The organism is Kitasatospora sp. NPDC023176 (genome assembly GCF_055560495.1).
Genome location: NZ_JBVHIP010000008.1, coordinates 19,419 through 32,172 on the forward strand (window position 1 = coordinate 19,419; position 12,754 = coordinate 32,172).

The 12,754-nt window shown below is 72.2% G+C and carries 12 protein-coding genes; 7 read left to right on the top strand and 5 right to left on the bottom strand.

Going from position 1 to position 12,754, the window contains the following annotated elements; all coding sequences use genetic code 11:
• Window positions 1–9 precede the first annotated feature (9 nt).
• Window positions 10–696: an SMI1/KNR4 family protein gene (locus ACZ3YL_RS14180; protein ID WP_317621027.1), complete on the bottom strand. Its 687-nt coding sequence runs from the start codon at window positions 694–696 to the stop codon at window positions 10–12.
• A 214-nt stretch (window positions 697–910) separates the two neighbouring features.
• Between ACZ3YL_RS14180 and ACZ3YL_RS14185 the strand changes: the two genes are divergently transcribed.
• The 3 genes from ACZ3YL_RS14185 (at window position 911) to ACZ3YL_RS14195 (ending at window position 4,197) form a co-directional block, all read left to right on the top strand.
• Window positions 911–1,831, top strand: a complete 921-nt coding sequence (locus ACZ3YL_RS14185) for a carbohydrate ABC transporter permease (protein ID WP_465657365.1) — start codon at window positions 911–913, stop codon at window positions 1,829–1,831.
• Entirely contained in the window at window positions 1,828–2,736 is a 909-nt protein-coding gene (locus ACZ3YL_RS14190) for a carbohydrate ABC transporter permease (protein WP_188304554.1), read from the top strand. Before ACZ3YL_RS14185 ends, ACZ3YL_RS14190 begins: the two co-directional genes overlap by 4 nt.
• A 66-nt stretch (window positions 2,737–2,802) precedes the next feature.
• Window positions 2,803–4,197: an ABC transporter substrate-binding protein gene (locus ACZ3YL_RS14195; protein WP_188304553.1), complete on the top strand. Its 1,395-nt coding sequence runs from the start codon at window positions 2,803–2,805 to the stop codon at window positions 4,195–4,197.
• 64 nt (window positions 4,198–4,261) lie between these two features.
• Here the strand turns inward: ACZ3YL_RS14195 and ACZ3YL_RS14200 are convergent, their stop codons facing one another.
• A complete protein-coding gene (locus tag ACZ3YL_RS14200) occupies window positions 4,262–4,531 on the bottom strand; it encodes a helix-turn-helix domain-containing protein (protein WP_188304552.1) in 270 nt (89 codons plus the stop codon).
• 36 nt (window positions 4,532–4,567) lie between these two features.
• Window positions 4,568–5,050 carry an LppU/SCO3897 family protein gene (locus tag ACZ3YL_RS14205; RefSeq protein ID WP_465657369.1) on the bottom strand — a complete coding sequence of 161 codons (483 nt, stop codon included), beginning with the start codon at window positions 5,048–5,050 and terminating at the stop codon, window positions 4,568–4,570.
• A 209-nt stretch (window positions 5,051–5,259) separates the two neighbouring features.
• Between ACZ3YL_RS14205 and map the strand changes: the two genes are divergently transcribed.
• Both map and ACZ3YL_RS14215 read left to right on the top strand, forming a co-directional pair.
• Window positions 5,260–6,027 (top strand): type I methionyl aminopeptidase, encoded by a 768-nt coding sequence (gene map / locus ACZ3YL_RS14210; RefSeq protein ID WP_188304550.1) that lies wholly within the window; start codon window positions 5,260–5,262, stop codon window positions 6,025–6,027.
• Between the two features lie 46 nt (window positions 6,028–6,073).
• On the top strand, window positions 6,074–6,499 hold the full coding sequence (locus tag ACZ3YL_RS14215; RefSeq protein WP_465657371.1) for an acyl-CoA thioesterase: 426 nt from the start codon (window positions 6,074–6,076) through the stop codon (window positions 6,497–6,499).
• An 8-nt stretch (window positions 6,500–6,507) separates the two neighbouring features.
• Here ACZ3YL_RS14215 and ACZ3YL_RS14220 read toward each other — a convergent pair whose 3' ends face one another.
• A complete protein-coding gene (locus ACZ3YL_RS14220) occupies window positions 6,508–7,764 on the bottom strand; it encodes a YibE/F family protein (RefSeq protein WP_317621026.1) in 1,257 nt (418 codons plus the stop codon).
• 258 nt (window positions 7,765–8,022) lie between these two features.
• Between ACZ3YL_RS14220 and ACZ3YL_RS14225 the strand changes: the two genes are divergently transcribed.
• Window positions 8,023–9,525, top strand: a complete 1,503-nt coding sequence (locus tag ACZ3YL_RS14225) for an alpha/beta hydrolase (RefSeq protein ID WP_465657374.1) — start codon at window positions 8,023–8,025, stop codon at window positions 9,523–9,525.
• A 168-nt stretch (window positions 9,526–9,693) separates the two neighbouring features.
• Window positions 9,694–12,009: a transglycosylase domain-containing protein gene (locus ACZ3YL_RS14230; protein ID WP_465657376.1), complete on the top strand. Its 2,316-nt coding sequence runs from the start codon at window positions 9,694–9,696 to the stop codon at window positions 12,007–12,009.
• Window positions 12,010–12,140: 131 nt separating this feature from the next.
• Here the strand turns inward: ACZ3YL_RS14230 and ACZ3YL_RS14235 are convergent, their stop codons facing one another.
• A complete protein-coding gene (locus ACZ3YL_RS14235; protein WP_465657378.1) occupies window positions 12,141–12,749 on the bottom strand; it encodes a hypothetical protein in 609 nt (202 codons plus the stop codon).
• Window positions 12,750–12,754 lie beyond the last annotated feature (5 nt).

The following is a 12,754-nucleotide window of genomic DNA, read 5'->3' on the forward strand; positions in this document are numbered from 1 at the left end:
CGGCGCGGCTCAGCCGTTCAACCAGTCTCCGGGCACGGCTCCGTAGAGCGCGTCAAGCGCCTCCGGGGTCCGTGCCCGGACCGCGGTCCAGGCGTCGCCGACCGCCATGACCAGGACGTCCGGGCCCTGGTACCAGCGGCACTCCCGGCCGAGGGCCGGCAACTCGCTGAATTCGTCCGGCAGTTCGGCTTGAGATTCGAGGAAGTCGCTCAACTCGTCGTCCTCCAGCAGCTTCTCGCTCATCGCCATCACCGCCGCCGCCGTCGAGAAGCGCTCCTCCCAGGGCTCCCACCGCTCCTGCGAGGTGTCCGCGAGGTCCGGCCGGGCCACCGTCGGCGGGTCCGGCTGTGCCAGGTCGTCCAGCAGTACGCCCCAGTGGGCGCAGCCCTGGTTCTCCGCCCGGTACACCAACGCGCCGTCCAGCACGTGGAGCTCGTCCGGCGTCAGCAGCACGTCCTGGGAGCTGGTGAGGTCGGCCCGGCGCCCGAACAGCCGGTACGCCTCGCGCAGGGCCGCCGGCAGCCGCAGCCCCAGCCGCTCCTCCGCCGCGTCCAGTTCGGCGTCGGTGAAGCCGTCCAATGGTCCCAGCGGCTCGCCCCAGTGTGCGGCGAAGCCCCGGACGAGTGCCCAGGCGCCGTCGCGGCCACCCGGCGTTGCGGCCATCGCGGCCCGCAGGTCGAAATCGGTGTCGTTCACCCGCGCACGGTATGACACCCCGCTGACAGCCCGCCGTGGTGGGAACGGCAGCCCGCCGTGGTGGGAACGGCTGTTGCGCGCACGACCGGCCGAAATCTGACGCGAACGCGTAATCCCGAGGACACCGGTTGATCACCGCGGGGTTCCCGCGCCGTCGTTCGGGCAGGACACGGTTTCGGCCGGAACCAACTCACGAAAGGCGGACGCGCGAGCAATGCCGACCGCACCGCACCCCGCGCCCCTCCCGGGCCGTCGAAGCCGCTGGGGTGAGCACGGCCTCGCCTGGGCCTTCCTGCTGCCCTCCCTGGTGGTCTTCGTCCTGTTCATCGGCTATCCGCTGGGACGGACGGTCTACCTGAGCGGGCACGCCAACGACCTCTTCGGCGCGCCCTCCCGCTACGTCGGGTTCAAGCACTACACCGACCTGCTGTCCTCGGCCGACTTCGGCCGGACGCTGGTCACCACCGCGCTGTTCACCCTGCTCACCGTGGTGCCCGGGGTGCTCGGCGCGCTGGTGCTGGTGCTGCTCCTGGAGAACCGGATCCGGGGCGTACGGCTGCTGCGCTCCGCCTTCGCGCTGCCCTTCGCCTTCTCGGTGGCCAGCGCCTCGGTGGTCTTCGCGGTGTTCTTCAACCCGGCCAGCGGGGTGCTCAACGGCCTGCTGTCGCACGTCGGCCTCGGCCCGGTCGGCTGGCTCACCGACTCCCGGTACGCGCTGCTCTCGGTGGCCCTGACCACGGTCTGGATGAACCTCGGCTACAACGTGCTGGTGCTCTCGGCGGGCATCGGCTCGATCCCCGGCGAGGTCGTCGAGGCGGCCCGGATCGACGGCGCCTCCGGACTGCGGCTGGCCCGCTCGATCACCGTCCCGATGCTCGGCCCGAACCTGTTCTTCCTGACCGTGGTCTCCACCGTCCACGCACTGCAGAGTTTCGGCCAGATCCACATCCTCACCAAGGGCGGGCCGGACGGCTCCACCCGGACCCTGGTCTACTCCGTCTACGAGAAGGCCTTCGCCTACGGCTCCAGCGACTTCGGCACGGCGAGCGCCCAGGCCGTGGTGCTGCTGGTGGTCGTCCTCGCCTGCACGGCCGTCCAGTTCGGCGTCCTGGAGCGGAAGGTGCACTACGCATGAGCACGACCAGCACGACCAGCACGGCCGACGCCCGCCCCGAGGCCGACGCCGCCCGCCCGCGCCCCCGGGCCCTCGCCGGGCGCTCCCCGCGTGACCTGCTGGGCCGCGCCGCCGTCTACCTGCTGCTCGCCGTCGCCGTGGTCACCGTGGCCTTCCCGGTGTACTACGCGGTCGTCGGCGCCTTCATGGATCCGTCCGAACTCGCCTCCTACCCGCCCGCGTTGGTGCCGCACTCGGTCACCGGGCGGAACTTCTCCGGTGCGGTGGACACCATCCCGCTGTTCCGGCAGTACGCCAACTCGGCGATCACGGCGACCGCCATCACCGTCGCCCAGCTGGTCACCTCGATCCTGGCGGCGTACGCCTTCGTCTTCCTGCCGCTGAAGGCGCGGGCCGTGGTGTTCGCGGTGTTCCTGGCCACGCTGATGGTCCCGTGGGAGGCGATCATCATCCCCAACTACCTGACGCTGTCGGACTGGGGGCTGGGCAACACCTACTTCGGCCTCGTCCTGCCGTTCCTGGCCTCCGGCTTCGGCACCTTCATGCTGCGCCAGGCCTTCCGGCAGCTGCCGGGCGAACTGCGCGACGCGGCCCGGATCGACGGCGCGGGCCACTGGCGCTTCCTGTGGCGGATCGTCGTCCCGCTCAACAAGCCGGCCCTGGCCGCGCTGTCGATCTACGTCTTCCTGTCGGCCTGGAACCAGTACTTCTGGCCGCTCATCATCACCCGCACCGCCGACATGCAGACCCTGCAGATCGGTCTCACCTCGCTGCGCGACTCCGAGATGGCCGACCCGGGCCTGATCCTGGCCGGCGTGGTGCTCTCGCTGCTGCCCACCCTCGCCCTGGTGGTCTTCGGCCAGCGCTTCATCGTCCGCGGCCTGACCGCGGGCGCCGTCCGCTGAGCCGGTGCCCGTCCTGCCGGCCGTACGTCCCCGCTCCGCTCCCCACCGGAAAGAAAGAGAACCCTCGTGAAGAAGAGTGCACGCGCGCTCGCGGCCCTGCTGGTGGCCGGCCTGTCCCTGACCGCCTGCGGATCCAGTGGGTCCGGCTCCGGCTCGGGCGGCTCCGCCGACGCCGGCGCGCCCGGCGCCCAGGCGCTCGACCAGGCCTCCGGCGTCACCACCGTCGAGTTCTGGCACTCGATGACCGGCAAGAACGCGGACGTGCTGAACGGGCTGGTCAAGGACTTCAACGCGGCCCACCAGGGCAAGATCGAGGTCAAGGCGCAGTTCCAGGGCAAGTACGACGAGCTGGTCACCAAGTACAAGGCCGCGGTGCAGCAGAAGGGCACCCCCGCCCTGGTGCAGGTCTACGACATCGGCACCCGCTTCATGATCGACTCCAAGCAGACCGTCCCGGCCCAGGCCTTCGCCGACAAGGACGGCTACTCGCTGGCCGACCTCGACCCCAACATCCGCAACTACTACTCGGCCAACGGCAAGCTGGTCTCGATGCCGTTCAACTCCTCGATGCCGCTGCTCTACCTGAACACCGACGCCTTCAAGGAGGCCGGCCTCGACCCGGCGCAGCCGCCCAAGGACCTCAACGAGCTGGCCGACACGGCCAAGAAGCTGACCAAGAAGGACGCCGACGGCAAGACCGTCCGCTACGGATTCGGCGCCGCCATCTACGGCTGGTTCGTGGAGGAGCTGCTCGCCGAGTCCGGCACCATGTACTGCGACAAGGACAACGGTCGCAGCGACAAGGCGGGCAAGGTCGTGTTCGACTCCGCCCAGGGCGCGCAGATCGTCCAGTGGTGGGCCGACCTGGTCAAGGGCGGCTACGCGGCCAACACCGGCCGGGTCACCGACGACGCCCAGGCCGCCTTCAAGGCCGGCACGGTCGCGATGCACCTGGAGTCCACCGGCGTGCTGCGCGGCTACACCGAGGCCGCCAAGTTCGGCGTCGGTACCGCGGCCTTCCCCAAGGTCACCGCCGCCGACCAGGGTGGCCCGGTCATCGGCGGCGCCTCGCTGTGGATCAGCGGCCCCGGGCACTCGGACGCCGAGAAGCGCGCGGCCTGGGAGTTCGAGAAGTTCCTCACCGGCCCCGAGCAGCAGGCCGTCTGGCACACCGGTACCGGCTACTTCCCGGTCAACGCGAAGTCCCTGGACGACCCCAAGGACAAGGAGTGGGTGGGCACATACCCGCAGTTCCAGACGGCCATCGACCAGCTGAAGGCCACCAAGCCCACCCCGGCCACGGCCGGCTGCCTGCTCGGCGTGATGCCGCAGGCCCGCAAGGGCGTGGAGACCGCCATCGAGCAGACCATCGCGGGCGGCAAGACCGCCCAGCAGGCCCTGGCCGACGCGGCCAAGGAGCTCCAGCCCGCGATCGAGAGCTACAACAGCTCGGTCGGCTGACCCGGCCACCCCTTCACGGACGACGGCCCGCCCGGCGCAGCACGCGCCGGGCGGGCCGTCGCCGTCAGGCCGAGAGCGCCTCGCCGTCCTCGGGCAGCGCGCACGCGCCGGCCAGCTGGTCCAGGGAGAGGTCGAGCGCGAACGCCAGCGCCGCGATGGTGAAGAACGACGGTGTCGGCGCCCGACCCGTCTCGATCTTCCGCAGCGTCTCCGCCGAGACCCCGGCCACCGCCGCCACCTCGACCATGCTGCGTTCACCACGCGCCTCGCGCAGCAGCGCCCCGAAGCGCTCCCCACGCTCGCGCTCCCACGGGGTCAGCGGAGTCCTCACCATGCCGTCGAGTCTAGGCCCTTGCGCCGGGTGGGCGGGTCAGTGGTCCTCGGGCCAGTTGGGGAGGGGGGCCAAGCCGCCCGGCCGGCCGGCGTTCAGGGACAGGCAGAGGGTGAAGATCGTGGCCTGGCGTTCCTCGGAGTAGGAGCCGAAGACGTTCTCCGGCTCCGACTCGCAGGGGTGCGGGTCGCTGCCGTCGTGGGTGACCTTGGTGATCTTGAAGTCGGCGTTGGGCTTGGTGCAGTCCACGAGCTCCATGTTCGGCTTGGAGCCGCCGCCGAGGTCGTGCACGCAGTCGCCGACCGTCGCGGCCGCGGGCTCGGACTTGCCGGCGTTGCCGACGGCGACCATGGCGCCGGTGAGCAGCACGACCAGGAGGAGTGGGCCCCCGACCCGCTTGCCCAGGCGGCGCAGTCGTGAGGGGTCGGCGGGGGCGGGGAGTTCGTGGTGCGGGGACTCCGGGGTGAGCGGCTCGGCCGGCTGCGGGGTGTCGTCGACGGCGGGGAGCGGCGGGGTCGTCACGTGGGTTCCTAGTGATCAGATCATCGGATGGTGCGGCCGAACGCTAGCGGATCGGGAACCGGGCGAGCATTCGCATTTCCGCTGGTCCGAGGCCCTTTGGAGGTGTCGGCGGTCGCGCATCGGCCCTTCGTGTACCGCCGGATGGTGTCCCGGCGCTCGACCGTGATACAAATACCGGTATAAGAATTGGATCCAGGGAGTGGCTCATCATGGTCGAACTCAAGTCGGACACCGCCCTCGCCGCGATGCGCGAGGCCGGGCGGGTGGTCGCCAACGCGCTGGCGGCCGTGCAGCGGGAGGCCGCGGCGGGCGTCGGCCTGCTGGAGCTCGACGAGGTGGCGCGGGGCGTGCTCGCGGCGGCCGGGGCGACCTCGCCGTTCCTCGGGTACCGGCCGGAGTTCGCGCCCGTGCCGTTCCCCGCCGTCATCTGCGCCTCCGTCAACGACGCCGTCGTGCACGGCATCCCGAACGGCTACCGGCTGCGCGACGGCGACCTGGTGAGCATCGACTGCGGCGCCGTCCTGGACGGCTGGTGCGGCGACTCCGCCGTCAGCTTCACCGTCGGCACCGCCCGCCCCGAGGACACCGAACTGATCGCCGCCACCCGGCGGGCCCTGGAGGCCGGGATCGCCGCCGCCGTGGTCGGCAACCGGATCGGCGACATCGCCCACGCCGTCGGCACGGCGGCCCGGGCCGGACGCTACGGGCTGCTCGACGGCTACGGCGGGCACGGCATCGGCCGCCGGATGCACGAGGACCCGCACGTGCCCAACGAGGGCCGCCCGGGCCGGGGTTACCCGCTGCGCCCGGGCCTGGTGCTGGCCATCGAGCCGATGCTGACGGCCGGCGGCCGCGACGACTACGCCACCGACCCGGACGGCTGGACGCTGCGCACCACCGACGGCAGCCGCGCCGCCCACGTCGAGCACACGGTCGCCGTCACCGAGGACGGCCCGCTGATCCTCACCCTGCCGTGACGGACGTTACGCGGTGGCCGCCGACCGGCCGGAGTACCGTGCGGGCATGACCGATCAGGACTTCACCACGCGGGTCACCGTACGCGGGTACGAGACCGACACCCAGGGCCACCTGAACCAGGCCGTCTACCTGCAGTACGCCGAGCACGCCCGCTGGGAGTACCTCCAGGCGGCCGGGATCCGCCAGGCCGAACTGGTCGCCAAGGGCGTGGGCCCGGTGGTGCTGGAGACCACGGTCAAGTACCTGCGGGAGCTGCGCGCCGGGGACACGGTGGAGGTCAGCTGCGCGTTCGGCTGGCGGGAGGGCAAGACCTTCCGGGTGGTGCAGCGGCTGACCCGCGAGGACGGCGTGCTGGCCGCGGAGATCACCGGAGTGGGCGGCATCCTCGACCTGGCGGCGCGCCGGCTGGTCGCCGACCCGCGCGAACCACTGCGCGCCCTCGCCTCGGACCCGGGGCTGCTCGGGCTCTGACCCACCGCCTACGCGTGCCGGTGCTGCCCGCCGATCACGGCCGCGGGCCGGTGGTGGTCGGCGGCGGCGATCAGGGCGGCGAGGCCGGTGGTGACCGGCACGGCGGCGACCAGTCCGATGCTGCCGACCAGGGTGCGGGCGATCTCCTCGGCCACCAGCTCGCTGGTGGCCACCGAGACCACCGTCCGGTGCGCGATGGAGAACAGCAGCAGCAGCGGCAGCGCGGCACCCGCGTACGCGAGCACCAGGGTGTTGACGGTCGAGGCGATGTGGTCGCGGCCGATCCGCATGCCGGTCCGGTACAGCCGGCCGGCGCCCATCGTCGGGTCGGCCTCGCGCAGTTCCCAGATCGCCGAGGTCTGGGTGACCGTCACGTCGAAGAGCACGCCGAGCGAGCCGATCACGAACCCGGCCAGCAGCAGGCCGCGGATCTCGATGCCGGGGTAGAGGTCGTGCACCAGCCCGGTCTCCTCGGAGGTGTCGCCGGTCAGGTGCGCCCAGGAGGCGAAGACCAGGCTGAGCACCCCGGTCAGCACCAGGGACGCCAGTGTGCCGAGCACCGCCACGGACGTCCGGGCGGACAGTCCGTGGCACAGGTAGAGGGCGATCAGCATGATCGCGCTGGCGCCGACGATCGCCACCAGCAGCGGGTCCGCACCGCGCAGGATGGCGGGCAGGATGAACAGCGACAGCACGGCGAAGCTGATCGCCAGCGCGATCAGCGCGGCCACCCCGCGCCAGCGCCCGATCGCCACCACGACGACGGCGAACAGCCCGGCCAGCACGCCCATCGGCAGGTTGCGGTCCACGTCCACCACGCTGTACCGGAGGTCCGCCGGGGCGTCCGGCGCGTACGTCAGGACGACCTGCTCGCCGACCTCGTACTGCCGGGGCTCGGACGGGTGGACGACCACGGTGAACGTCCGGCCCCGGTCCGGCCCGTCGGTGACCTCCACGGCGTCCTGCCGACAGGCGCCCTGGTCGGCGGAGTTGAGGTCGGCGCAGGGCAACTCCCTGACGGCGGTGACCCGGCCGTGCCGGATCTGCTGGTCGAAGCCGACCCCGGTGTGCTGGTGTGCCGGGACCCCGCCCGGCCAGAGCACCACCAGGCCGACGGCGACGGCCACCGCGAACGGGATCAGCACGGCCGCGATCACCTTGCGCAGGTGCGCGGAGACCGGCGCGGCCGGCCCGTGGGCGTGCGAGTGCCCCGCGGGCGCACCTCCGCCGTGGTCGTGCCCGTCGTGCAGAGTCCCTGCTTCCACCCTCACGCCTCCTCAGTCCTTCCGCACGGCAAGCGGATCGACACGCGCAGCAGCACGCGAACGAACAGCTGGAACAGCACCCGAAATCATCGGCGCCCGACCGCCCGTTCCTCCGCAGGGCGGGAACCGTGGGCGCGCCGCACCCGGGCGCGCCGCACCCGGGCGCAGGGTGCACCCGGGCGCCGGGGGATTGCCCCACCGCGGACCGGCCTGCTGCCCGCATGGGTCCAAGTGCACCGCCCCAGCAGACTCTTGGGCATGACAAAGCTCACCGGAATCACCCTCGCCACCCTGGCCGTCACCGCCCTCACCGCTCTGCCCGCCGCCGCCGAGCCGGAGCGGGCCGGCCGGGGCGGCCTCAACTGGTCGACCTGTCAGGGCCAGAGCGACCCGCGCCTCCAGTGCGCCGACCTGACCGTCCCCTTGGACTACAACGACCCGGGCGGCCGTCAGATCACGGTCGCCGTCTCCCGGATCGCCACCGCGAAACCCGGTCTGCGCCACGGCGTCCTGCTGACCGTCCCCGGCGGGCCCGGCGGCTCCGGGCTCGGCCTCCCGGCGAGCGCGGCCGAACAGCTCCCGCAGTCCGTGCGGGACCGCTTCGACCTGGTCGGCTTCGACCCCCGAGGGGTCGGCCGCTCCACCCCGGTCAGCTGCGGGCTGGACAGCTCCGACCTGGCCCTGTCCAAGCTGCACCCCTGGCCCGCCGCCGACGGCTCGATCGACGAGAACCTCGCCACCGAGCGCCGGGTCGCCGAGGCCTGCGCCCGCAACGGCGGCCCGGTGCTGCGCAGCCTCTCCACCGCGAACGAGGCCCGCGACATCGACCGCATCCGCCAGGCCCTCGGCGAGCGCACACTGTCCGCCTGGGGCACCTCGTACGGCACCTACGCGGGCGCCGTCTACGCGACGATGTTCCCCCAGCGCACCGACCGGATCCTGCTGGACAGCAACGACGACCCGGACCCGTCGCGGGTCGGCCGCGGCTGGCTCGCCGCCTACGGCCAGGGGGTCGAGGACCGGTTCCCGGACTTCGCCGCGTGGGCCTCGGCGCCCGGCAATCCGGACCGGGTCGCCGACACCCCCGAGGAGGTCCGCCCGCTCTTCCTGGACCTCGCCGCCCGGCTGGACCACTCGCCGCTGCCCTGGCCGGGTGCCAGTCCGGCCGAGCTGAACGGCAACGTGCTGCGCGAGACCATGCTGCAGAGCCTGGACGCGGACGCCAGGTTCCCCGCCCTGGCGCAGCTGATGCTGGCCGGTCTCGGCCGCCGGCCGCTGCCCGACCCGGTGCTGCCGCCGGAGCAGGTGGTGCAGAACAGCGTCGCGGCCTCCATCGGCACCCTCTGCAACGACGTCAGTTGGCCGACCGACCCGGCGGGCTACGCCAAGGACGTCGCCGCCGAACGGGCCGCCCGTCCGCTCACCGCGGGCCTGCCGGTGAACGTGATGCCCTGCGCCTTCTGGCCGTCCGCGCCCGCCGAGCCGCCGGTGCGGGTGACCGGCCGCGGCCCGGCGAACGTCCTGCTGGCGCAGAACCTGCGCGACCCGGCCACCCCGTACAAGGGTGCGCTCAAGCTCCGCGCGGCCTTCGGCGACCGCGCCCGGATGGTCTCCGTGGACGCCGGCGGCCACGGCGTCTACCGGGCGCACCGGAACGCCTGCGGCGACGCGGTGGTGACGGACTTCCTGGTGACGGGACGTCGCCCCGCCGAGGACGTGTTCTGCCCGGCGGCCCCGAACGCGGCGACCCCGGCGAGCTGAGGACGGGGGCACGGCACGCGGAGGCAACGGACCGTGAACGAACGGTCCTTGCTTCCGGGTGAACCCCTATTCGACCCTCGGATATGAGTCGAACCTGTCGCGATTTTGTGACAATAGTTCGCCAACAGGCCCCCCACGGTGGGGATTCACGGCCGTAATGTTCGAACTATGTCACCGAAGAGCCGCATACCTGCCCCGGACCCGGGCGACACCTGGGTACCGCGCCCGAGGCGCCGTCAGACCCCGCTCGGAATCCTGCGCCATGCGGCCACCTTCCTCGGCTCCAGCGTGCTGGGCGGCGTCCTGCTGGCGGGCCTGATCCTCCCGGCGGCGGGCGCGGTCGGGCTGGGCGCGAAGAACGGTGCCGAGAGCTTCGAGAGCATCCCCGACGACTTCAAGACCCCGCCGCTCACCCAGGCCACCCAGATCTACGACGCCAAGGGCGGCCTGATCGCCAAGGTCTACGAGCGCGACCGCACGGTGCTGGCCGCCGAGCAGATGTCGCCGCTGATCCGCCGGGCCCAGGTGGACATCGAGGACGCCCGGTTCTACGAGCACGGCGCGGTCGACCTCAAGGGCGTGCTGCGGGCGATCACCAAGAACGCGGAGAGCGGCGCCGCCGTGCAGGGCGCCTCCACCCTCACCCAGCAGTACGTGAAGAACGTCAACGTCGAACTGGCCGGGGACGATCCGGTGGCGGTGCGCGAGGCCCAGCGCAAGACCCTCGGCCGCAAGATCCAGGAACTGCGGTACGCCATCAAGCTGGAGGAGGACCTGCCGAAGGAGCAGATCCTCACCAACTACCTGAACATCACCTTCTACGGTCACCAGGCGTACGGCATCCAGGCCGCCTCCCAGCGCTACTTCGGCAAGGACGCCAAGGACCTCACCCTGCCCGAGGCGGCGACGCTCGCCGGGCTGGTGCAGAACCCGTCCCAGTACGACCCGAAGCTGCACCCGGTGGCGGCCCAGAAGCGCCGGGACACCGTCATCGACAAGATGCTGGAGAACAAGCACATCACCGCCGACCAGGCGAAGGAGGCGAAGGCCGCCCCGCTCGGCCTGAACTACCGGGACCCGCAGAACGGTTGCATCACCGCCCAGGCCGGCATGGGCTTCTTCTGCGACTACGTGCGGCACGTGGTCAAGCAGGACCCGGCCTTCGGCAAGAGCGCCGCCGAGCGCAAGAAGCTGTGGGACACCGGCGGGTTGAACATCTACACCACCCTGGACCCGGACAAGCAGGCCGCCGCCCAGAACGCCGTCTCCACCAAGGTGTACGTCACCGACCCGGTCTCGGCGGCGATGACGATGGTCGAGCCCGGCAGCGGCAAGATCCTGGCGATGGCCCAGACCCGCCCGTACGGCCTGGCCAAGGAGAAGAACCAGACCGTCGTCAACCTCAACGTGGACGCGGCGATGGGCGGCGGCATCGGCTTCCAGCCCGGCTCCAACTTCAAGCCGATCGTGGCCGCCGCCGCCCTGGAGGCCGGGCTGCCGCCCACCCAGCAGTACGACTCGCCGAACCGGATGGACTGGCCGACGACGAAGACCTGCGACGGCACCTGGAAGAACCTCAAGAAGGGCACGAAGGACGGGGTCATCCCCAACGAGAGCCCGAGCGAGAAGGGCCCGTACTCGCTCAAGCAGGCGATGGCGCTCTCCGTCAACACCTACTTCGTGCAGATGGAGCAGGAGATCGGGCTCTGTGCCGTCAAGCAGATGGCCGACAAGCTGGGCGTGAGCGGCAAGGCGAGCGGCGACCCGCTTCAGGAGGTGCCGGCCCTCGGCCTCGGCACCCAGGAGGTCAGCCCGCTGACCATGGCCAACGTCTACGCGACCTTCGCCGCCCGGGGCAGCTACTGCGCGCCGCTGGCGATCAACCGGATCACCACGGTGGACGGCAAGGACGTTCCGGTGCCGCCGGTCCGCTGCAACCAGGTGATGTCCACGGACACCGCCGACGTGATCAACAGCGTGCTGCTCGGGGTGACCGAGAAGGGCGGCACCGCCCGGGACCTCCGGCTGGACGACGACCGCCAGATCGCGGGCAAGACCGGCACCACGGACGAGAAGAAGTCCGCCTGGTTCACCGGCTACACCGGCAACCTGGCCGCCTCGGTCTGGCTGGGCAGCCCGGGCACCAAGGTGCCGATGCGCAACATCCGGATCGGCGGCCAGTACCAGCCCGAGGTGTTCGGGGCGACCGGCCCCGGGCCGATCTGGCAGCAGGCCATGAGCGCCGCCGTCCGGACCATGCCGGAGAAGGACTTCACCACCGTCTACATCCCGGACCCGGTCACGCCGAACCCCGGCTGCGGCACCACCGCCGGCTCGCCGGCTCCGACCGGCTGCACCGGGTCGCCGAGCCCGGGGAGCACCGGCCGGCCGCACGGCACCGGCCCCGCCACCGGCGGGCAGACCGGTGGGCAGACCGGCCGCTCGGCCCCGGCCACCACCCCGCCGGACGGCGGCGGGCAGTGAGACCACTGACGCCCGCGGCCCCGCCCGAGCACCCGTACTCAGGCGGGGCCGCGGCCCGTCGGCGGACGGGAGGCGGGCAACGCGGCCCTGCCGGCGCTGATCTGCCACGCCCTCGGCCGTGACCCGTCGGACTACCGCCCCTCGACCGGCTCGCCGCTGTCCTGGTCGAGGTTGAACACCCGCCGGTAGGAGTCGGTGACCACGGTGATCTGGGTCCGCCCGGTCCACTCCGCCGCCACCAGCCGGGCGTCGTCCGGCCCGCCGCCGACGTCCGCGAGCAGCCAGCGCCGGGCCGACCAGCCCTGGCCGCTCTCCAGCAGCACCTGCCAGTGCTCACCGGTCTGCGGCCCGGAGTCGTACGAGCGGTGCACCACCACCAGGGACCGCTGCGCACCGGCCGGGGCCTCCTCCCGGCTGCGGGTCTCGGCCGCCGACACCTTGTGCGCGGCCAGCACGCCGAGCAGGAACACGACCCCGGCCGTCACCGTGACCGCCCGGGTGGCGGCCCGTACGGCGGTGCGGCGGTCGCTCAGCCAGGCGGCCGCGATCAGCGCGGCCAGCGCGCCGCCGAGCAGCAGCTCCGGCCGGTTCAGCAGATCGGCGACCAGCATCAGGCCGCCCGAGCGGCTCTCCCACTGGCCCTCGGTGTACAGCAGGACGGCCGCCGCCCCGGCGGCCAGCAGCACCCGGATCAGGGTGCGCCGGCTCCGTCGCGGCCGGTGGTTCCCGCGCTCGTTCATCGTCC